Source organism: Pseudomonas gessardii, assembly GCF_001983165.1.
GTDB lineage: Bacteria > Pseudomonadota > Gammaproteobacteria > Pseudomonadales > Pseudomonadaceae > Aquipseudomonas > Aquipseudomonas gessardii.
Genome location: NZ_MNPU01000005.1, coordinates 125,644 through 147,948, shown reverse-complemented (window position 1 = coordinate 147,948; position 22,305 = coordinate 125,644). Strand labels below are relative to the sequence as shown.

Genomic DNA, 22,305 nt, shown 5'->3' with positions numbered 1-22,305 from the left:
TCATCAAACTCTTCAGGCGCATATCACTGCGGGTTGGCACGGATGCTGGAAAGCAACGATTTCAGGTTGGCAGCCTTGGGCTTGACCAGCCAGAAACGACGCAGGTAATCATCGAGGTTCTCGGCGAGGTTACGACCCCATTCGCTGCCGGTTTCCTCGACGTACTCGTCCAGCACGTGCTGCAAGTGGTTCCGGTAGGACTCCATGGCTTCGCCGCTGATCCGCTGGATCTCGACCAACTCGTGGTTGACCTTGTCGACGAAGGTGTTGTCCTGGTCCAGCACGTAGGCGAAACCGCCGGTCATGCCCGAACCAAAGTTGTAACCGGTCTTGCCCAACACGCAGACAAAGCCACCGGTCATGTACTCGCAGCAGTGATCGCCCGTGCCTTCAACCACAGTGTGGGCACCGGAGTTACGCACGGCGAAACGCTCACCGGCGGTCCCTGCGGCAAACAGCTTGCCACCAGTGGCGCCGTACAAGCAGGTGTTGCCGATGATGGCACTGTCCTGGGTCTTGTAGATGCTACCCGCTGGCGGGACGATCACCAGCTTGCCGCCGGTCATGCCCTTGCCCACGTAGTCGTTGGCGTCGCCTTCGAGGTACATGTGCAGGCCGCCGGCGTTCCACACGCCAAAGCTCTGGCCGGCAGTGCCCTTGAAGCGGAAGGTGACCGGCGCCTTGGCCATGCCCTGGTTGCCGTGCTTGCGCGCGATTTCGCCGGAGATGCGTGCGCCGATGGAGCGGTCGCAGTTGCAGATATCCAGGGCAAACTCGCCACCACTGGCGTCATTGATCGAGGAACCGGCCATATCGACCATTTTCTCGGCCAACAGGCCTTTGTCGAACGGTGGGTTGCGCTCCACCTGGCAGAATTGTGGCTTGTCTGCCGGGATATGATCGCTGCCCAACAGCGGCGTCAGGTCCAGGTGCTGTTGCTTGGCGGTCTGGCCCTGGAGGATATCCAGCAGATCGGTACGCCCGATCAGTTCTTCCAGGGAGCGCACGCCGAGCTTGGCCAGCCACTCACGGGTTTCTTCAGCGACGTAGGTGAAGAAATTCACCACCATGTCGACGGTGCCGATGTAGTGATCCTTGCGCAGCTTCTCGTTCTGCGTGGCCACGCCGGTGGCGCAGTTGTTCAGGTGGCAGATGCGCAGGTATTTGCAGCCCAGGGCGATCATCGGTGCGGTACCGAAGCCGAAGCTTTCGGCGCCGAGGATCGCGGCCTTGATCACGTCGAGGCCGGTTTTCAGGCCGCCATCGGTCTGCACCCGGACTTTGCCGCGCAGGTCGTTGCCGCGCAGGGTCTGGTGAGTCTCGGCCAGGCCCAGCTCCCACGGTGCGCCGGCGTACTTGATCGAGGTCAACGGCGAAGCGCCGGTGCCGCCGTCGTAGCCGGAGATGGTGATCAGGTCGGCATAGGCCTTGGCCACGCCAGCGGCGATGGTGCCGACGCCGGCTTCAGCAACCAGTTTCACCGAGACCAGGGCCTGCGGGTTGACTTGCTTGAGGTCGAAAATCAGCTGCGACAAGTCTTCAATCGAGTAGATGTCATGGTGCGGCGGTGGCGAGATCAGGGTCACGCCCGGCACGGCATAACGCAGCTTGGCGATCAGGCCATTGACCTTGCCGCCTGGCAACTGGCCGCCTTCACCGGGCTTGGCGCCCTGGGCGACTTTGATCTGCAGCACTTCGGCGTTGACCAGGTATTCCGGGGTTACGCCGAAACGGCCAGTGGCCACCTGCTTGATTTTCGAGCTCTTGATGGTGCCGTAGCGCGCCGGGTCTTCGCCGCCTTCGCCGGAGTTGGAACGCGCACCCAGGCGGTTCATGGCTTCAGCCAGGGCTTCATGGGCCTCGGGCGACAAGGCGCCCAGGGAAATACCGGCGGAGTCGAAGCGCTTGAGGATCGATTCCAGCGGCTCGACTTCGGCAATGTCCATTGGCGTGTCCAGGGTCTTCACCTGGAACAGGTCGCGGATCATCGACACCGGGCGGTTATCCACCAGTGCGGTGTATTCCTTGAACTTGGCGTAGTCGCCCTGCTGCACAGCGGCTTGCAGGGTGCTGACCACATCCGGGTTGTAGGCGTGGTATTCGCCACCGTGCACGAACTTGAGCAGGCCACCTTGCTGGATCGGCTTGCGCGCGCTCCAGGCCTCCAAAGCCAGGGCTTTCTGTTCGGCTTCGATATCGACGAAACGCGCGCCCTTGATGCGGCTTGGCACACCACGGAAGCTCAGCTCGCAGACTTCTTCCGACAGGCCGATGGCCTCGAACAACTGCGCACCACGGTACGAAGTGACGGTGGAGATGCCCATCTTCGACAGGATCTTCAACAGGCCTTTGGTGATGCCTTTGCGGTAGTTCTTGAACACTTCGTACAGGTCGCCCAGCACTTCGCCGGTGCGGATCAGGTCGCCCAGCACTTCGTAGGCCAGGAACGGATACACCGCCGATGCGCCAAAGCCGATCAGCACCGCAAAGTGGTGCGGGTCGCGGGCGGTGGCGGTTTCGACGAGGATGTTGGAGTCGCAGCGCAGGCCTTTTTCGGTCAGGCGGTGGTGCACCGCGCCGGTAGCCAGGGAGGCGTGGATCGGCAGCTTGCCCGGGGCGATATGGCGGTCGGTCAGCACGATCTGGGTACGACCGGCACGCACGGCTTCTTCGGCCTGATCGGCGACGTTGCGCACCGCGGCTTCCAGGCCGAGGCTCTCGTCGTAGTTCAGGTCGATGATCTGGCGGTCGAAGCCTGGACGCTCCAAAGTCATCAACGAACGCCACTTGGCCGGGGAAATCACCGGCGAGCTGAGGATCACGCGGGAGGCGTGCTCTGGCGATTCCTGGAAGATATTGCGCTCGGCACCGAGGCACACTTCCAAAGACATGACGATGGCTTCACGCAGCGGGTCGATCGGTGGGTTGGTCACCTGGGCGAACTGCTGGCGGAAATAGTCGTACGGCGTGCGCACGCGCTGGGACAGCACGGCCATCGGCGTGTCGTCGCCCATGGAGCCGACCGCCTCGTAGCCTTGCTCGCCCAGTGGGCGCAGCACCTGGTCGCGCTCCTCGAACGTGACCTGGTACATCTTCATGTACTGCTTGAGCTGGTCCACGTCATAGAACGCCGAGCCATGGTCGTTATCTTCCATGGTCGCCTGGATGCGCAGGGCGTTCTTGCGCAGCCATTGCTTGTACGGGTGGCGCGACTTCAGGCGGTTGTCGATGGCATCGGTGTCGAGGATCTGCCCGGTTTCGGTGTCCACGGCGAGGATCTGGCCAGGGCCGACGCGGCCTTTGGCAATCACGTCTTCAGGCTGGTAGTTCCACACGCCGACTTCCGACGCCAGGGTGATGAAGCCGTTGGTGGTGGTTACCCAGCGCGCCGGGCGCAGGCCGTTACGGTCGAGCAGGCACACCGCGTAGCGACCGTCGGTCATGACCACGCCGGCCGGGCCGTCCCACGGTTCCATGTGCATCGAGTTGTACTCATAGAACGCCCGCAGATCGGGGTCCATGGTCTCGACGTTCTGCCACGCTGGCGGAATGATCATGCGCACGCCACGGAACAGGTCGATACCGCCGGTGACCATCAATTCCAGCATGTTGTCCATGCTCGAAGAGTCGGAACCCACGCGGTTGACCAGTGGGCCGAGCTCTTCGAGGTCCATCAGGTCGTTGGCGAACTTGGTGCGACGGGCCACGGCCCAGTTGCGGTTGCCGGTGATGGTGTTGATCTCGCCGTTGTGGGCGAGGAAGCGGAATGGCTGGGCCAGCGGCCATTTCGGCAGGGTGTTGGTGGAGAAGCGCTGGTGGAACACGCAGATCGCGGTTTGCAGGCGCTCATCGCTCAGGTCTGGATAGAAGGCGGTCAAGTCCGCCGGCATCATCAGGCCTTTATAAATGATGGTCTTGTGGGAAAAGCTGCAGATGTAGTGGTCGGTGTCCAGGGCGTTGGCCACGGACGAACGACGACGGGAGGTGAACAGCTTGATCGCCATGTCCTGGTCGCTCAGGCCCTCGCCTGCGATAAACACTTGTTCGATCTGCGGCAGGCGCTCATGGGCCAGGCGGCCGAGCACGCTGGTGTCGATTGGCACTTTGCGCCAGCCGACCAGTTGCAGGCCGGCGGCGAGGATCTCGCGGTTCATGTTCTCGCGAGCGTCCTCGGCTTTGACCGGGTCCTGATTGAAGAACACCATGCCCACCGCGTATTGCTTGGGCAAATCGGCGCCGAAGGTTTCCTTGGCGACAGCGCGCAGGAACAGGTCGGGCTTTTGAATCAGCAAGCCACAGCCGTCACCGGTCTTGCCGTCGGCGTTGATCCCACCGCGGTGGGTCATGCAGGTCAGGGCCTCGATGGCCGTTTGCAGAAGGGTATGACTGGGTTCGCCCTGCATATGGGCTATCAGGCCGAAACCACAGTTATCCTTGAATTCATCGGGTTGGTACAGACCTGCTTTCATAGACACTTTCTCACCAGGCTGCCTCTTATTTCGAGGCAAATTTCTTTTCAATTCAACCGGTTACCTTCCACGCCGAACGTACGCCGGCTTAGCGGGGGCAAAAGGGAGGTCATTGTACACACCGACACAGACGCCCACAAATTTGGCGACGAACTGTCGCAAATCTATGTCGCATTTATGAAAGGTTTAAAGCGATATGCTGTGCTAGTCAAAACTTTTTTAATTCTGACTGCTACTACTCAAAAGCTACTGTAACGCAGACACCACAAAGCGTGCGGCCTTCAGGGCAGCACGCTGTTGTCGTTTTTTTGAGGTGCTGAGAGGGCGACCTGGGTAAGGTCGCCGGATCTTCAGCGAGTTGTTGCGAGTTCTTGTTGAACGCTGGCAACAGTGCGAGGCCAAGGTTTACCAGCCTGAACCTTCGCTGGCAAGGCTTTGATCGCGGAATCGGCGGCCGCACGGCTCGGGAAACTGCCGTAGGTGATCACGTAGAGAGGCTTGCCGTTGAGCACTTTCTTGAAATAACGGTACTCGCCGCCCTGCTCTTTGACGAACGCCTGGGCATTGGCTTCAGAGCTGGTGCCGAGGATCTGCACCACGTAGTTCTTCGCCGGTTGGCTACCGTACCAGCCACTGCCGGCAGCGGCCTTGGCCACGGTCACCGGTTTTTCAGCAGGCTTGGCGGCTGGCACGGGCTTGGCCGCAGGGGCTGGCGCAGGCTTGACCACGGGCGCCGGAGCTGGCTTGGCGGTGGCAACCTGAGTCGGAGCAGGCGTTGGCGTGGCCGCAGGCACCGGTGCAGGGCTGGCTGTTGCGCCCGGTGGCGGAGCCACGGTGGTAACGGTCGGTGGCGTGGCGCTGGAGCCTTCTACCGGCACACCGTCGTCGCCTTCGGAAATGGCGCCGGCTTCTTCTGCCAGCGGGCCACGCATGACCGGCTGGCCGACCATCGGCAGGTTGGTAGGCTGGCCGGAACCGGCAAACTCAACGGCAGGCGCGCCGTTGGTGGTGGGCTTGCCCAGTGGCAGTTGTGCCTGCTCGGTCGGCGCACCTGGCGCGGTCGGGGCCTTGCTGCGGCCAGGAATCAGCCAGGCGGCGACAACGGCCACCACGACAACAGCAGAAATCGCCAGTACGTGTTTCTTCGGCATGGTGAACCCCATCTTTGGACGCTTAACCGCAGAGCGGCTGGCAATCATTGCTTCGATCATTGCATCCCGGGCCACCTGGTTGATGGTGCCAGGCCAGCCGTCGGAGCTTTCGTGAATATCAGAGATCTGCTGGGCAGAGAAAAGTTCGATGCCCTGGCCAGCACCTTCAAGGCGCTGGGCCAGGTACTCGCGGGTTTCTTCCTCTTCGTAGGGCTGCAATTCGATGACGTGGAACAGCTCTTGCTCGCCACTGAGCTGCTCCAGATCGGCAATCAGCGATGCCTCACCGAACAGGAAGACATGGGGGCGACCTTCCGGCGTACCCGCCGCCAGGGCCAGCAACGCTTCCAGGGCGGACTCGTCGAGCTGCTCGGCGTCGTCCACCAGCAGGTAGACTTCCTGGCCGGTCAGACCCAGTTGCACCACTTGCTTGAGGATCGCGGTCGGCTCGGCATTGGCCACATCCAGCGCCTGGGCAACCTGGCGCAACACGCCGGCCGCATCGCCGGCGCCACGGGCGGAAACCACCACGCTCTGCACCGATTGCTTGTTGGTGCTGGCCACCAGGGCCTGGCGCAGCAGGGTCTTGCCGCTGCCCAGGGGGCCGGTGACCACCAGCAGCAACTGGCTGTAACGCGCCAGGTGGTGCAACTGCCCCAACACCGGCTTGCGTTGCGCAGGGAAAAACTTGAAACCGGGGACCCGTGGCGCAAAAGGGTCGTGGCTCAACTGGTAATGGCCGAGGAAAGCCTCGTCGGCATGCAAACTAGTCATCGGGATCTGGTTAACCTTTCAGCTGGGCCAGGGCGCGGTAATCCGCTCCCAGCGTGGCCTGTAGAATCTCTTTCGGATAATCGTCGGTCACTACCGCTTCGCCCATTCGGCGCAACAGCACCAGACGCAAACGACCATCGATCACTTTCTTGTCTATCGCCATATGTTCGAGGAAATCGGCCTCGGTCATTGCCTCAGGAGGAATGACCGGCAACCCGGCGCGCTGGAACAGGCGAATGCCGCGATCACGCTCTTGGACACTGATCCAGCCCAGGCGTTGCGACATCTCCAACGCCATCACTGTGCCAGCCGCCACGGCCTCTCCATGCAGCCAGACACCATAGCCCATGTGGGTTTCAATCGCATGGCCGAAGGTGTGGCCCAGGTTCAGGGTGGCACGCACGCCAGACTCACGTTCGTCGGCATTGACCACCAGCGCCTTGGCCGCACAGGAGCGGGAGATAGCCTCGGTCAGCGCCACCTGGTCCAGGTTGCGCAAGGCATCGACGTGCTCTTCAAGCCAGGTCAGGAACGGCTCATCGCAGATCAACCCGTACTTGATGACTTCCGCCAGGCCCGCCGACAGCTCGCGGGGCGGCAGGGTATTGAGGGTGGCGGTGTCGATCAGCACGGCATTGGGCTGGTAGAACGCGCCGACCATGTTCTTGCCCAGGGGATGGTTGATCCCGGTCTTGCCGCCCACCGACGAATCGACCTGGGACAGCAGAGTGGTCGGCACCTGGATAAAGTCCACGCCACGCTGGTAACAGGCCGCCGCAAAACCGGCCATGTCGCCGATAACGCCGCCGCCAAGGGCCACCACCGTGGTCCGCCGGTCGTGGCGTGCAGTGAGCAGGCCGTCAAAGATCAGTTGCAGGGTTTCCCAGTTCTTGAAGGCTTCGCCGTCGGGAAGAATCACCGAGATCACCGAATACGCCGCAAGGCTGCGACTCAGACGCTCAAGGTAGAGCGGCGCCACGGTCTGGTTGGAGATGATTGCCACTTGTCGCCCGGCAATATGCGGCGCGAGCAACTCGGGCTGGCCCAACAAACCTTCGCCAATATGGATCGGGTAGCTACGCTCGCCAAGATCGACCTTAAGTGTCTGCATGTGTCCCCGCGCTGAAGATGGAAGCAGGCGTCCTGCCCTGTATTAACGTTGTCGGCACCGTCGAGATCGGACGCTGCCTGATGGCTCTACGCCACACCTCGGACGGTTGCAACGCGTTGCCGAGGATAGCGCATTTCGGCCCTGGCTTTAACGGGGCGGCAGCTGCTGCAAGCGCTCGATAATGTCGATTACGACCATGCGCGGTGGCCGTTCATCGGTTTCTACCACCAGATCGGCGATTTCCCGATAAAGCGGATCGCGCAGTGTCAGCAAGTCCCGCAGGGTTTTTTCAGGGTTGGCGGTGCGCAGCAATGGTCGGTTGCGATCACGCGCGGTGCGCCCGACCTGCTGCTCGACCGAGGCATGCAAATACACCACCCGACCGCCGGCATGCAGCGCTCGCCGGTTTTCCTCGCGCATCACCGCGCCGCCGCCGGTGGCCAATACCACGCCATCGCAGCCGCACAGCTCGGCAATCATCGCCTGCTCGCGGTCACGAAAGCCCAGTTCGCCTTCCTTATCGAAGATCCACGGAATATTGGCACCCGTGCGCAATTCAATTTCCTTATCGGAGTCTTTGAATGGCAGGCGCAGCTCTTTGGCCAGCAAACGGCCGATGGTGCTTTTTCCAGCGCCCATCGGCCCTACAAGAATCAAATTTCGCACAGAATCAACGACTCACAGCAATCGCCTGGTTATTCATAATACGCGGAGTCAGGAATACCAGCAGCTCGGATTTTCTTTGGGCGACCACATCACGCCGGAAAAGGCGGCCAAGATACGGCACATCGCCCAAAAATGGCACTTTATCTACCACCTTGCTTTGGTTTTTCGAGAAAACCCCACCGAGGACGATGGTCTCGCCGTCCTTGACCAGCACCTTGGCGTTGACCTCGTTCTTCTTGATCGGCGGCACATCGTTGAGCTTGTTCAAGTAGTCCGGCTCGTCCTTGGTCACCCGGACCTCCATGATCACCTGGTCATCCGGGGTGATTTGCGGCGTCACCTCCAAAGAAAGCGAGGCTTCCTTGAACGAAACCGAGGTTGCTCCCTCGGACGTCGACTCCTGGTAAGGGATCTCGGTGCCCTTGAGAATCCGCGCAGTTTCCTTGTTGGACGTGACCACCTTGGGCTGGGAAATCACCTCGCCATTACCGCCTTTTTCCATGGCGGTGAGTTCCAGGTCCAGCAGCACATTATCGGTGATAAACGCGATGCCCAGGCCGGAGCCTGGGTTAACCACGCCCAAGTCAACGAACGGCGAGCTATCGGGCGACTCGCCCTCACCTGACGGTTTTTTATCGACCCCACCACCACTCCAATTGCCTTTATTGCGCAGCAACCCACCCCAGCGCACACCGACGCTTTTGTCATAGTCGACATTAGCCTCGACTATCCGCGCCTCGATCATCACCTGGCGCACCGGAACATCCAGCTGATCGACGATGCGCCGCAGCTCCTCCAGGCGCTCCCCCGTCTGGTAGGCGATGATATTGTTGGTGCGGTCATCTACCGTCACCGAACCGCGCTCATCGGTTGCCCCTTCAAGCCCGGCCACCGACTGGAACAACTTGGCCAGCTCAGACGCCTTGGCGTAATTGACCTGCAGCAGCTCCCGGCGCAGGGGCGCCAGTTCGGTCATCAACTTGCGCGACTCCAGGGCCAACAGCTCACGCGCGGCCAACTCTTCGGCCGGCGCCACCAGCAGCACATTGGCCGTCACGCGCTTGTCGAGGCCCTTGGCTTGCAGCACCAGGTCCAGGGCCTGGTCCCACGGCACATCCCTGAGACGCAGGGTAATCGAGCCCTGCACATCATCGCCGGCCACCAGGTTGAGGCCAGCGACGTCGGCAATCTGCTGCAGCACGGCGCGCACCTCGATGTCCTGGAAGTTGAGGGACAGCTTGTCACCGGTAAACGGGCCACGCGCAGCATTCAGGGGCGAGCCGCCCGGTGGTGGCAAGTGAATCAGGTCGATCCGCTTGGGCACAGCCTCAGTCATCGGTGCCGTGAACGCTATCCATAGCGCCACACCGAAGGACGAAATAATCCTTTTCATTTTTTGCTTCCGTTATGAGTTCACGTTCAATACCAAGGTGCGCGGGCGCTCAAGCCAGGCGCCCTGACCATCGGGAAAAAGCTCGACCAGCTCCAACTGCCCCTCATGGATCGCCACGACGCGCCCATGATCGGCCCCCAGGTAATCCCCCACCGCCAGGCGATGAACACCTGCCGCGCCGCGCAGCAGGGCAAAGGTCTGCGCGCCCAGCGACAGGGTGCCGACCAACTGGAACTGATCGACGGCAAACCCTTCGAGAAACTGCCGGGGACGGTCGAGGTCCGGTGCAGGTCCAGGCTTGCCGGTGGGACGACTGGCGGGCTGGTCCGGTGGCTGGAAGGGATCACGCAGGGGTGGCGAGCTGGCGACAAACCGTGGCCCGGGCCTCGCTGCCGGCACGTCGTCGGCCAGCGGCAGCGCCTGCTGGCGGATCGCTTGCAACTCGTCATTCAGCGCCTGCAATTGCGGGTCACTGTCGCACCCCGCAAGCAATGCCAGGCTCAGGCCCACAACCTTGAGACGGCTCATGGCAATGCTCCCTGGGCGCTGTACCTGTAGGTCTTGGCGAGCATCGTCAGGCTCAGCAAGGCGTCACCCTGGGAGCTGGCAGGGCGAATCACAAAGTCATGCAGGGTAACGATATGCGACAACCCGGCCACGCCACTGACGAAGGCCAGGAGGTCGTGATAGGTGCCGAGCAGTTTGAGCTGCATCGGCCGTTCGACGAACACGGGTTGCACCTGCTCGTCCAGCACACTGAGCTGCTCGACCTGCACGCCGCTGGCCTGCCCCAGCCGGGCGAAGTCTTCCAGCAGGCCGGGCATTTGCGTCAGCGTCGGCATTTGGCGCAACTGTTCGGTGAAGGCGGTGCGCAGGGTTTCAAGCTCGCGCACCACCCCTTCATGCTGGGCGGCTTGCCGGGCTTTGGTAGCAAACTGCTGGCGCAGCGTTATTTCTCCCGCCTCCTGACGCTGCAAGACCTCACGGGCGCTGCCCAGGTACACAGCATCCCCCGCCACCAGTACCAGCAAGGCGAGCACGACGCCCACCAGGAGCCGGCCAGCCAAAGGCCAGTGGGCGGTGTTGCGGTACAGCGTGGAGAGTCGCGGGAGTGCCAGCCCTGGCAGGCTGGGCGCAAGGCTCACTGCCCCGTCTCCTGAGGCTCCCCATGGTCCACCATCAACTGGAAGGCAGTGCCCGCACCGCCCTCCTCGGCCCGCACATGCCGCAGATTGGGCGCGTGCAGGGCGCTGGAGGCTTCCAGGCTGCGCATCAGCCAGGCGACATCATCACTGGACACCGCCGTGCCGAGAACCTCCACCGATGTACCGCTGACGCTGACCTGGCTCAGTTGCACCCCATCCGGCACGGCACGGGCCAGTTGGTCGAACAAGGCCTGGCCGGACGCACGATGGTTCTGCAGGTCTTCGACCACCTTCATCCGTTCCATCAGTTGCTGGCGCTGTTCGCGCAGCTCGTCGATGGTCTTGATGCGTGAGTCCAATATCGTGACCTGCTTGCTCAAGTGGTTGTTACGGGCCACTTGCCGATCAATCGCACGGTCGATGACGCGGTCGGCCAGCCATACCGCGGCCAATGCAATAAGGCTGATCACCAACAGGAAAATCAGGAAAAACCTGCGACGGCGCTCGGCGCGTTCTTCACGCCAGGGCAATAGGTTGATTCTTGTCATCAATCGAAACTCCTGAGGGCCAAACCGCAGGCGACCCGCAATCCCTGGGCATCGGCAGCCCATTGTGCACTATTGATCCCACGCCCCGGCGCTATCCGGGCGACCACCTGATCGGTCATCCGCGCCAAGGCAAATGCCTCTACATCCACGACTCGTGCAACCAGGCCGGCCAGGGCCAGCACCGCTTCGCGCGCTTCCACCTGCTCCTTGAGGCACGCCACAAGCAGCACATCAACATAACCGGGCTCACGACCCGAGGGGCCCTGGACCTGAAAATCAATCGCCACCTCATCCAGCGGATAAGGAATGTACTGCTCGGCTTCGCAGTGCAGGCGCCGCTCCATCTCGCCGGCCTCAAGCCCGGCCTCCAGCGCAACCATACGGCTGATCACCGAAGGCCCCGCCACGGCAACCGCCGCCTGCCTGACCTGGGTCTGCGCCCGGAACAATGCCTTGGAAAGGGCCTGCGCGACAACCTCCAGATCAACGATATTACTGTCGAGCACCGCGTGGCCCGGTAAAGGCTGGCTTGCATAGGTGCGCACCGCATAGCCATCGCCGGCACGGGCCAGCTCCAGCACCTGCACGCCGTGATCCTGGATGTCCACGCCCAGTACGGTATCGGCTTTTCGCCTGAAAAATCCCTTTTTCATAAAACTCCCTAAAGCTTTGCCTGTCTCAGGGCTGATCAATTTCGGGTTTGATGCATTCGGTCGGCTCGGTCCCGCAGCGCCCATGACGCCCCGAGGCGAAAAATGCTTTAATGCCCAGCGTTTTTTCCCGCTTTTTATCTGCAGGTCGGGTCGGCATGCCTACCCCCGACACCTAACTCATTCTTTTCTCTGGAAATCCAAAAGCCTTGATTCGTCTGCTGAAGTTTTTCGGGTACTCCTTCGTCGCTATCGTTTGCGGGCTGCTGCTCGTGTTCAGCGGCGCCTATCTCTACCTTAGCCCGGGATTGCCCTCGGTAGAGGCCCTGAGAAGTATCCAGTTGCAGATTCCTTTGCGGGTCTACAGCAGCGATGAAAAACTGATCGCGGAGTTCGGCGAAATGCGCCGCACCCCGATCCGTTTCGCCGACATTCCACCCAACTTCATCAATGCCCTGTTGTCGGCTGAAGACGATAATTTTGCCAACCACTATGGCGTGGACCCCAGCAGCCTGGTGCGCGCAGCCACGCAATTGGTAAAAAGCGGACACATTCAATCGGGCGGCAGCACCATCACCATGCAGGTGGCGAAGAACTTCTTCCTCACCAGCGAGCGCAGCTTCTCGCGCAAGGCCACCGAGATCCTCCTGGCGCTGCAGATCGAACGCCAGCTGACCAAGGATGAAATCCTTGAGCTGTACGTCAACAAGATCTACCTGGGCAACCGCGCCTACGGGATCGAGGCCGCGTCCCAGGTGTACTACGGCAAGTCGATTCGCGATGCCAGCCTGGCACAAATGGCAATGATTGCCGGCCTGCCCAAGGCCCCGTCGCGCTTCAACCCGCTGGCCAACCCGGCCCGCAGCAAGGAACGCCGCGACTGGATCCTGGGGCGCATGTACAAGCTGGGCAAGATCGACCAGAGCGCCTATGAAAGCGCGGTGGCCGAGCCGTTGAACGCCAGCTACCACGTGCCGACGCCAGAAATCAGCGCCCCCTATATCGCCGAGATGGCCCGTGCCGAAATGGTCGGCCGCTACGGCAGCGACGCCTACACCGAAGGTTTCCGCGTTACCACGACCATTCCGAGCAACTTGCAGGAAATTGCCAACCACGCAGTACACGAAGGCCTGATCACCTACGACCAGCGCCATGGCTACCGTGGGCCGGAATCGCGCCTGCCGGGCAAGACCCTGAGCGCCTGGACCGTCGAGCTGGGCAAGCAGCGCTCCATCAGCGGCCTGGATCCGGCCATCGTCACCCAGGTGAAAAAAGATGGCGTGCAGGTCCTGACCCGCAGCGGCGAAGAACATGTGGCGTGGGACAGCATGAAGTGGGCCCGCCCCTTCCTGAACACCAACAGCATGGGGCCGATGCCCAAGCAACCGTCGGACGTGGCCCAGGTCGGCGACCTGATCCGCGTGCAGCGCCAGAAGGACGATAGCCTGAAATTCAGCCAGGTCCCGGTCGCCCAGGGCGCCCTGGTCTCCCTCGACCCGCAGAACGGCGCGATCCGCGCCCTGGTCGGTGGCTTCGCCTTCGAGCAGAGCAACTACAACCGCGCCACCCAGGCCAAGCGCCAGCCGGGCTCCAGCTTCAAGCCATTTGTCTACAGTGCCGCGCTGGATAACGGCTACACCGCCGCCAGCCTGGTCAACGACGCGCCGATCGTGTTTGTCGACGAGTACCTGGACAAGGTCTGGCGCCCGAAGAACGACACCAACACCTTCCTCGGCCCGATCCGCGTACGCGAGGCGCTGTACAAGTCGCGCAACCTGGTATCGATCCGCCTGCTGCAAGCGATGGGCGTGGGCAAGACCATCGACTACATGACCCGCTTCGGCTTCAACAAGCAGGACCTGCCACCCAACCTGTCCCTGGCCCTCGGCACCGCGACCCTTACGCCGATGGAGATCGCCACCGGCTGGAGCGTGTTCGCCAACGGCGGCTACAAGGTCACGCCGTACCTGATCGACAAGATCGAAAGCCGCAACGGCGACACGCTGTTTGTCGCCAACCCGCCGAGCGTGCCCAACGGCGTCGCCGCCAGCGATGGCCTGGCGGCACCGGCCAACGCTGGCATCACCATCGAGCCTGCGCCAGGCGCGGTGCCCACGGAGGCGGCACCGGCCCCACACACACCGGCCGTGGCCGAACGTGTGGTTGACGGGCGTACCACCTACATTCTTACCAGCATGCTGCAGGATGTGATCAAGCGCGGCACCGGCCGCCGTGCCCTGGCCCTGGGCCGCACGGACCTGGCGGGCAAGACCGGTACCACCAACGAATCCAAGGATGCGTGGTTCTCCGGCTACAACGCCGACTACATCACCACCGTCTGGACCGGCTACGACCAACCGGAAAGCCTCGGCCGCCGCGAGTACGGTGGCACCGTGGCGCTGCCGATCTGGATGAGCTACATGGGCGCCGCCCTCAAGGACAAGCCCGCCCACACCCAGGCCGAGCCGGAAGGCATCCTCAGCCTGCGCATCGACCCGATCAGCGGCCGCGCCGCCGTACCAGGCACGCCGAATGCGTACTTTGAACTGTTCAAGAGCGAAGATACGCCGCCGTCGATGAATGAACTGGGCAATGGCGTGGCACCGGGCAGCCCGCTGCCGGCGGATGAGTCGGCGCCGATCGATTTGTTCTAAACACAGGTCCCATTGTGGCAGCGGATTTGTGTGGGAGCGGGCTTGCTCGCTCCCACATTTGAGCCTGCATTCTGCCCCTACAAAAAAAGCCCCGACTCGCAAGAGCCGGGGCTTTTTTGTGGGGGCGCTACAACGGCTTAGCCGTTGAACACATCATCCACGCTTTGCAGCGGGTAGTTCTTCGGATACGGCAGGGTAGCCACACCTGTCTCGATGGCGGCCTTGGCCACGGCATCGGAGATCACGGTGATCAGGCGCTTATCCATTGGCTTGGGAATGATGTACTCACGGCCGAATTCCAGCTTGGCACCACCGTAGGCGTCGCACACGTCCTGAGGCACCGGCAGCTTGGCCAGTTCACGCAGGGCGTTGGCGGCAGCCACTTTCATCTCTTCGTTGATGCGCTTGGCGCGAACGTCCAGGGCGCCACGGAAGATGAACGGGAAGCCCAATACGTTGTTGACCTGGTTCGGGAAGTCCGAACGACCAGTGGCCATGATCACGTCGTCACGGGTGGCGTGTGCCAGGGCCGGGGCGATTTCTGGATCAGGGTTGGAGCAAGCGAACACGATCGGGTTGGCCGCCATCAGCTTCAGGCCTTCGGCGCTCAGCAGGTTCGGGCCGGACAGGCCGACGAATACGTCAGCACCGTTCAAGGCGTCGTCCAGGGTGCGCTTGGAGGACGGGTGGGCAAACATCGCCTTGTACTGGTTCAGGTCGGTCCGCTCGGACTGGATCACGCCCTTGCTGTCGACCATGGAGATGTTTTCAAGGCGCGCGCCCATGCTGACGATCAGCTTCATGCACGAGATGGCCGCGGCACCGGCGCCCAGGCAGACGATCTTGGCCTCGGACAGGGTTTTGCCAGCGATTTCCAGGGCGTTGATCATGCCGGCGGCGGTAACGATCGCGGTGCCGTGCTGGTCATCGTGGAATACCGGGATGTCGCACTGTTCGATCAGGGCCTTTTCGATCTCGAAGCACTCAGGTGCCTTGATGTCTTCCAGGTTGATGCCACCGAAGGTGATGGAGATGCGCTTGACGGTGTCGATGAAGGCCTGCGGGCTTTCGGAGTCGACTTCGATGTCGAATACATCAATGCCGGCAAAGCGCTTGAACAGTACGCCCTTGCCTTCCATCACGGGCTTGGAGGCCAATGGGCCGAGGTTACCCAGGCCGAGAATCGCGGTGCCATCAGAAATCACTGCAACCAGATTGCCCTTGCCGGTGTATTTGTAGGCCAGTTCAGGATCGCGGGCGATTTCACGCACGGGCTCGGCTACACCGGGGCTGTACGCCAGCGACAGGTCGCGTGCGGTAGCAGTGGCTTTGGTGAGCTCGACACTCAGCTTTCCTGGACGAGGATGGGCATGATATTCGAGAGCGGCAGTTTTCAAATCAGACATATCGGCATTCCGCTTTTTACTGTTGGACGACGGACCGCCGAGGATACTCGTGTCGCAAAGTCCCTACAAGACTGGGCAGTCACCGGTGTCAAGGGCCCTGCCCTACGACTTTCGGCCAAGAGCCACGGGATACAAGGCCTACAACTGTTCACAATTGATAGAAAAAATGTCTACAATTTTTTCTTATTGTGCCAATTGCAGCATGCCGGGGTCGGTCAAGGGGAGCAGCCAGCGCGCCTGGCCACTTTTCAGGCCGCCCCGCCGCGAGCGGTCCAGCACCCAGCCGCGGGCCTCGATAGCCTGGCCTGGCAGGCGCTTGAGCAGGGCGTTATCGAATTGCCCGGCCAGATTGGGTGCAACCCGTAATACCAGGGAGTCCTGCAATTCGATCCAGATCCCGCCGCGATTGCGTTCGACCTTGCTCACGCGCCCGCTAACCACGGCGAAGCCCGACTGCTGGATGTGCCCGGCTTTCTGCACTGGCGACTGGCGCCACAGGCCCAGCCTTGCCACCCGCGCACTGCGCTCAGCCGCTTGCTGGCAGGCGACCAGATCGACATTGGGTGCCACCGCCACCAGGAACCCGAGCCCCTCGGCAAGCAGTTGGGCCTCCAGATTCGCGCCGTTGGCCCCATAAAGATGGGCCAGGGTCCGCCCGTAACGGTCCTTGGCCTCGCGCCCCGGCACCAAGCCGACCCGACCCCCACTGGCCTCCACCAACCCTTGCAGGCGTTGGCGCGCAGCCACGGCGAATGGCTCGTCCGGGCGGCCTTTCTTAGCGGTCTCCGGTGCATTGACGCCGATCATCCGCACACTGCGCCCGTCCTTGAGGCGCACGGTGTCGCCATCCACCACGCGCTGCACCTCGAAGGTGCTGAGCGCAGCGGGCGCGGGGCAAAACACCTCGGCCTGGGCGGCCGACAGCCAAATCGCAGGCACAAAAAAGGCGCCCGCAAGGGACGCCTTTTTCATTAGCAAGTAAAAGCCCATCAGGCTCTTTAACCTTACTCTGCAGCAGCTGGAGCTTTCTTGCCGAAAGCACCGAAACGGTCAGCGAAGCGCTGTACACGGCCGCCAGTATCCAGAGTCTTCTGCTTACCGGTGTAGAACGGGTGGCACTCGTTGCATACGTCAGTACCCAGTGGCTTGCACAGGTTCGAGCGAGTTTCGAACTTGTTGCCGCAGCTGCAAGTAACTTGGATGGTTTCGTACGCTGGATGGATATCGGCTTTCATGGTGTCTTCCTCGGGCTAGCGTGCCGCCACTCGACACTATTGTCGAATACCGCACGTAATTGGGCTGCGGATTCTACCAGAGCTTTTTAAACGCGCAAGCGCCGCCATGCCCCCTTTCATCAGAAACTGTGGCAGGACACTCCCCTGCGGGTCTGCTAGGCTCGCGCCCTTCTTCACCGCCTGCCATATGAGAATCGCCCGCGTGCCCGACGCCATTTTGCGCCTCGCCCTGCCCTCGCCCCTGCGCCGTCTGTTCGATTATCGGGCGCCTGCGGGTGTCGTACGGTCGCAGTTGCAGCCGGGGATGCGCGTGCGCGTGCCGTTCGGTCGGCGGGAGATGATCGGGATCCTGATCGAAGTGGCGGACCACAGCGAAGTGCCGGCAGAAAAGCTCAAGCCGGCCCTGGCCATCCTGGATGCCACGCCACCGCTGCCGGCGTCGCTGTTCAAGCTGTGCCTGTGGACCTCCCAGTATTACCAGCACAGCCTGGGCGATACCTTGAGCTGGGCGTTGCCGGTGCTGTTGCGCCAGGGCGAGTTGGCCGAGGCCCGCCAGGAGCGTTTCTGGTCGATGGCCCCGGGCGCACGCCTGGACGACCCACGCATCGCCCGCGCCCCGCGTCAGCGTGAGGCTCTGGCCACCCTGGCGCAGCACCCCCACGGCGTTGCTCATCAGTTGCTGAGCAAACTGATGCTGAGCAAAGACAGCCTGGACCTGCTGCTGGCCAAGGACCTGGTGCAGGTGGAAATCCGCCGCCATGCCCCCGGCGAGCGCCATGAACACTGGCTGGCCCAACCGGAACTGCCGCTGAACCCGGAACAGCGCGCCGCCTTTGAAGCCATCAGCGCCGGCGCCGACAGCTTCCACGCCTTCCTGCTGGCCGGCGTTACCGGCAGCGGCAAGACCGAAGTCTATTTGCAACTGATCCGCGAAACCCTGGAAGCCGGCAAACAGGCACTGGTGCTGATCCCCGAGATCAACCTCGGCCCGCAGACCCTGGCGCGCTTCGAGCAACGCTTCAATGCGCGGATCGCCCTGGTGCACTCGGCCGTCAACGACCGCGAACGCCTGGAATCCTGGCTCGCCGCCCGGGACGGCGAGGCCGACATTATTATCGGCACCCGCTCGGCGCTGTTCACGCCGATGAAAAACCCCGGCCTGATCATCATCGACGAAGAACACGACGGTTCTTATAAACAGCAGGAAGGCCTGCGCTACCACGCCCGCGACCTGGCCCTGGTACGGGCACGCCAGGAAAACATCCCGATTGTGCTGGGCTCGGCCACCCCCTCCCTGGAAAGCCTGCACAACGCCTACACCGGGCGCTATGGCCTGCTGCGCCTCAACGAGCGCGCGGGCGGCGCCAAGCAACCGCGCTTCTTGCGCCTGGACGTGAAAAGCCGGCCACTGGACAGCGGAATTTCAGGGCCGATGCAACAAGCCATCGGCCAGACCCTGGCGGCCGGCCAGCAAGTGCTGGTGTTCCTCAATCGCCGGGGCTTTGCGCCGACTTTGCTATGCCACGACTGCGGCTGGATGTCCGAGTGCAACCGCTGCGATGCGCGGATGACGGTGCACCAGCGCTCGGGCGAATTGCGCTGCCACCATTGCGGCCATGTGGAACGGGTCCCGCGCCATTGCCCGCAATGCGGCAAAGTCGACCTGCGGCCCGTGGGCGCAGGCACCGAGCGCGCCGAGGAACGCCTGGGGATTCTGTTCCCCGACTTCCCGGTACTGCGGGTGGACCGCGACAGTACGTCGCGCAAGGATGCGATGAACCAGTTGTTCGCCACCATCCAGAAAGGCCAGCCGTGCATCCTGGTCGGCACGCAGATGCTTGCTAAAGGCCATCACTTCCCGCGCGTGACCCTGGTCTCGATCCTGGATGCCGATGGCGGGCTATTCTCCGGGGACTTCCGCGCCAGTGAACGCATGGCGCAGCTGATCGTGCAGGTCGCAGGCCGCGCCGGGCGGGCCGAGGAGCCTGGCAAAGTAATCATCCAGACCCACCTGGCCGACCACCCCCTGTTGATTCAACTGACAGAACAAGGCTATTTCGCCTTCGCCGAGCAGGCCTTGAGCGAGCGCCGCTCCGCCGGCCTGCCGCCCTTTGCGCACCTCGCGCTGTTGCGCGCCGAGGCCCATAAACCGGGGCAGGCCGAAGGTTTCCTGGACGAAGCGTGCAGCGCGGCTGAACGTTTGCTCGGCGAGTTGGGTCTGAGCGGCATCGAGTTACTGGGCCCAGTGCCAGCACCGATGGAGCGCCGCGCCGGACGTTATCGCGCACAACTCCTGCTGCAAGCCAGCGCCCGCGCGCCGCTGCATCGGCTATTAAGTAGCTGGTTACTTGCGCTGGAGCAAATGCCCAGCGGGCGACAGGTGCGATGGTCGTTGGATGTCGATCCGGTGGATTTGTACTGATAGGTAAATTGCTACCGCAGGCAAGCCAGCTCCCACATTTGACGGTATTCACACATCAAAATGTGGGAGCGGGCTTGCCCGCGATGAGGCCCGCAGGTCCAGTAACGGACCTTGAAGGTTGGCAAGCCTGCCCTGGCACCGGATAATGTCCAGTTTTTCCACCTGCGCATCGCGCGCCGCCGCTTGCGGTCGAAAGAGAACACCATGAAAGACACAATTCGCCAGTTGATCCAACAAGCCCTCACCCAACTCGTCAACGAAGGTGTGTTGCCTGAAGGGCTGACGCCGGCGATCCAGGTGGAAAACTCTCGAGACAAGACCCACGGCGACTTCGCCAGCAATATCGCGATGATGTTGGCCAAGCCTGCGGGCATGAAACCGCGTGACCTTGCGGAAAAAATCATTGCCGCGCTGCCGGCTGATCCACAGGTCAGCAAGGCCGAAATCGCCGGCCCCGGCTTTATCAATATTTTCCAGAATACCCAGGCCCTGGCGTCGCGCCTGGACGCCGCCCTGGCCGACGCCAAAATCGGCGTGCGCAAGGCCGGCCCTGTGCAGCGTGTGGCCATCGACCTGTCGGCCCCCAACCTGGCCAAGGAAATGCACGTCGGCCACCTGCGCTCGACCATCATTGGCGACGGCGTGGCGCGGGTCCTGGAGTTTCTCGGCGACACCGTGATCCGCCAGAACCACGTGGGCGACTGGGGCACCCAGTTCGGCATGCTGATGGCGTACCTGCAAGAAAACCCGATCACCAGCAACGAGCTGTCGGACCTGGAAAACTTCTACCGCGCCGCCAAGAAACGCTTCGACGAATCCGAAGAGTTCGCCAACCGCGCCCGGGGCCTGGTGGTCAAGTTGCAGGCCGGCGACCCGGAATGCCTGGAGCTGTGGGCACGTTTCCGTGATATCTCTCTGTCGCACTGCCAGAAAATCTACGAGTTGCTGAACGTCAAGCTGACCATGGCCGACGTCATGGGCGAAAGTGCCTACAACGACGACCTGATCAACGTGGTCAACGACCTCAAGGCCAAGGGCCTGCTGGTTGAGAGCAACGGCGCCCAGTGCGTGTTCCTCGACGAATTCAAGACCGCCGACGGCGAGCCGCTGCCGGTGATCATCGTCAAGGCCGACGGTGGCTATCTGTACGCCACCACCGACCTGGCGGCCGTGCGCTACCGCAGCAGCGTGCTCAAGGCCGATCGCGCCTTGTACTTCGTCGACCAGCGCCAGGCCCTGCACTTCCAGCAAGTGTTTGAAGTGGCGCGCCGCGCCGGTTTCGTCACCCACCCGATGCACATGGAGCACATGGGCTTCGGCACCATGAACGGCGCCGATGGCCGCCCGTTCAAGACCCGCGACGGCGGCACCGTGAAGCTGATCGACCTGCTCAACGAAGCCCAGGAGCGTGCCTACAACCTGGTGAAGGAAAAGAACCCGGAGCTGGCCGAAGCCGACCTGCGCAACATCGCCAAGGTGGTGGGCATTGGCGCGGTGAAATACGCCGACCTGTCCAAGCACCGCACCAGCGACTACAGCTTCAACTTCGAGTTGATGCTCAACTTTGAAGGCAACACCGCGCCGTACCTGCTGTATGCCTACACCCGTGTGGCCGGCGTCTTCCGCAAGCTGGGCAAGGACTTCAGCGAAGTCGAAGGGCAGATCGTGCTGGACGCGCCCCACGAGCAGGAACTGGCGGCCAAGCTCGCGCAGTTCGGCGAAGTGCTCAACAGCGTCGGCGAGAAAGGCACGCCGCACATTCTGTGCACCTACCTGTATGAAGTCGCCGGGTTGTTCTCCAGTTTCTACGAGAACTGCCCGATCCTGAACGCCGACGACCAAACGCAGAAGCAAAGCCGCCTGCGCCTCGCCGCACTGGCTGGACGGACCCTCAAGCAAGGCCTGGAACTGTTGGGCCTGGAAACTCTGGAGCGTATGTAAGTTGGCAGCCAAGAAAAAACCTGCACCCAAGCGCGGCGCCAGCCGCTACCAGGCACCGGCAAAACAACCGATCCCGGGCTGGATGTGGCTGGCCATCGGCCTGTCGGTCGGTGCGTTTATCGTGTTCCTGATGAAGCTGGAGCCGGGCCAGGGCGAAGACGTCAAGCGGGTCAAGCAGGAGCAGCAGAAGGCTAGCAAGATCGCCGAGGCGAACAAGACACCTCCAAGCCCGACCGCACCGGTGAAGCCGAAATACGACTTCTACACGCTGCTGCCGGAATCGGAAGTGATCGTGCCGCAAGACGCCGTGCCGGAGAAAACCCTGCCGACGCCACAAATACCGACCACCCCGGTGACCCCGGCGGAGGCAGCGAAGATCGACACCGCGCGGGCCCAGGCGGCGCTGGCCGGGATTACCCCGCCGCCGGCACCACCGGTCGCCACCACCAAGGCGGCGCCGGTGACCAAGTTCTTCCTGCAGGCGGGCTCGTTCCCCAAGCAGGCGGATGCGGATCGGGTGCGCGCGCAGATTATCCTGCTGGGGCAGACGGTGACGGTGGAGTCCGGGACCGTAAAGGAAGCGACCTGGTATCGCGTGCTGGTGGGGCCGTTCAGCAACCGCGAACAACTGACCGTGGCGCAGAAACAACTGGCAGGCGCGGGCTTTAGCAACCTGTTGTTACAACAACGCCAGAGCCGTTGAGCCACAGGTAACATGGATCAGATGTGGGAGCTGGCTT

General features: G+C 62.4%; 15 protein-coding genes and 1 pseudogene. 4 read left to right on the top strand and 12 right to left on the bottom strand.

Translation table 11 applies throughout. From position 1 onward, the window contains the following. Positions 1–23: 23 nt before the first annotated feature. From gltB to pilM, 9 genes and pseudogenes are all read right to left on the bottom strand, one after another. Positions 24–4,469, bottom strand: a complete 4,446-nt coding sequence (gltB, locus tag BLL38_RS06090) for a glutamate synthase large subunit (RefSeq protein WP_076961726.1) — start codon at positions 4,467–4,469, stop codon at positions 24–26. 350 nt (positions 4,470–4,819) lie between these two features. After that, positions 4,820–6,394, bottom strand: coding sequence for an SPOR domain-containing protein (locus BLL38_RS06080; RefSeq protein WP_076961725.1), 1,575 nt, complete (start codon positions 6,392–6,394; stop codon positions 4,820–4,822). A gap of 10 nt (positions 6,395–6,404) precedes the next feature. Beyond that, positions 6,405–7,505, bottom strand: coding sequence for a 3-dehydroquinate synthase (gene aroB, locus BLL38_RS06075; RefSeq protein WP_076961724.1), 1,101 nt, complete (start codon positions 7,503–7,505; stop codon positions 6,405–6,407). Positions 7,506–7,652: 147 nt separating this feature from the next. Then, complete coding sequence (gene aroK / locus BLL38_RS06070; RefSeq protein ID WP_076961723.1) at positions 7,653–8,171, bottom strand: shikimate kinase AroK; 519 nt, start codon at positions 8,169–8,171, stop codon at positions 7,653–7,655. A gap of 4 nt (positions 8,172–8,175) precedes the next feature. Then, complete coding sequence (locus BLL38_RS06065) at positions 8,176–9,507, bottom strand: type IV pilus secretin PilQ (RefSeq protein ID WP_076961722.1); 1,332 nt, start codon at positions 9,505–9,507, stop codon at positions 8,176–8,178. Positions 9,508–9,576: 69 nt separating this feature from the next. After that, a pseudogene (locus tag BLL38_RS06060) lies at positions 9,577–9,960 on the bottom strand (pilus assembly protein PilP); the annotation flags it as partial. A 128-nt stretch (positions 9,961–10,088) separates the two neighbouring features. Next, positions 10,089–10,709 (bottom strand): type IV pilus inner membrane component PilO, encoded by a 621-nt coding sequence (locus BLL38_RS06055; RefSeq protein ID WP_076961721.1) that lies wholly within the window; start codon positions 10,707–10,709, stop codon positions 10,089–10,091. After that, positions 10,706–11,257 carry a PilN domain-containing protein gene (locus BLL38_RS06050; protein WP_076961720.1) on the bottom strand — a complete coding sequence of 184 codons (552 nt, stop codon included), beginning with the start codon at positions 11,255–11,257 and terminating at the stop codon, positions 10,706–10,708. The genes BLL38_RS06055 and BLL38_RS06050 overlap by 4 nt, the downstream gene beginning before the upstream one ends. After that, positions 11,257–11,910 carry a type IV pilus biogenesis protein PilM gene (gene pilM, locus BLL38_RS06045; RefSeq protein ID WP_076961719.1) on the bottom strand — a complete coding sequence of 218 codons (654 nt, stop codon included), beginning with the start codon at positions 11,908–11,910 and terminating at the stop codon, positions 11,257–11,259. Before pilM ends, BLL38_RS06050 begins: the two co-directional genes overlap by 1 nt. A 209-nt stretch (positions 11,911–12,119) precedes the next feature. On the opposite strand from pilM, the gene BLL38_RS06040 reads away from it, so the two are divergent. Then, entirely contained in the window at positions 12,120–14,561 is a 2,442-nt protein-coding gene (locus BLL38_RS06040) for a penicillin-binding protein 1A (protein ID WP_373562140.1), read from the top strand. A gap of 137 nt (positions 14,562–14,698) precedes the next feature. Here BLL38_RS06040 and BLL38_RS06035 read toward each other — a convergent pair whose 3' ends face one another. The 3 genes from BLL38_RS06035 to rpmE all read right to left on the bottom strand — a co-directional run bounded on the left by BLL38_RS06035 (position 14,699) and on the right by rpmE (position 17,202). Then, on the bottom strand, positions 14,699–15,967 hold the full coding sequence (locus BLL38_RS06035) for a malic enzyme-like NAD(P)-binding protein (RefSeq protein WP_076961717.1): 1,269 nt from the start codon (positions 15,965–15,967) through the stop codon (positions 14,699–14,701). Between the two features lie 183 nt (positions 15,968–16,150). Then, complete coding sequence (locus tag BLL38_RS06030; RefSeq protein ID WP_076961716.1) at positions 16,151–16,957, bottom strand: thermonuclease family protein; 807 nt, start codon at positions 16,955–16,957, stop codon at positions 16,151–16,153. A 14-nt stretch (positions 16,958–16,971) separates the two neighbouring features. After that, positions 16,972–17,202 (bottom strand): 50S ribosomal protein L31, encoded by a 231-nt coding sequence (rpmE, locus tag BLL38_RS06025; RefSeq protein WP_029296053.1) that lies wholly within the window; start codon positions 17,200–17,202, stop codon positions 16,972–16,974. 202 nt (positions 17,203–17,404) lie between these two features. Between rpmE and BLL38_RS06020 the strand changes: the two genes are divergently transcribed. The 3 genes from BLL38_RS06020 to BLL38_RS06010 all read left to right on the top strand — a co-directional run bounded on the left by BLL38_RS06020 (position 17,405) and on the right by BLL38_RS06010 (position 22,268). Then, a complete protein-coding gene (locus tag BLL38_RS06020; RefSeq protein ID WP_076961715.1) occupies positions 17,405–19,624 on the top strand; it encodes a primosomal protein N' in 2,220 nt (739 codons plus the stop codon). A 204-nt stretch (positions 19,625–19,828) separates the two neighbouring features. Next, positions 19,829–21,565: an arginine--tRNA ligase gene (gene argS / locus BLL38_RS06015; protein WP_076961788.1), complete on the top strand. Its 1,737-nt coding sequence runs from the start codon at positions 19,829–19,831 to the stop codon at positions 21,563–21,565. Between the two features lies 1 nt (position 21,566). Continuing rightward, the gene (locus tag BLL38_RS06010; RefSeq protein ID WP_076961714.1) at positions 21,567–22,268 is read left to right on the top strand and encodes an SPOR domain-containing protein; all 702 of its coding nucleotides are present in this window, start codon (positions 21,567–21,569) and stop codon (positions 22,266–22,268) included. Positions 22,269–22,305 lie beyond the last annotated feature (37 nt).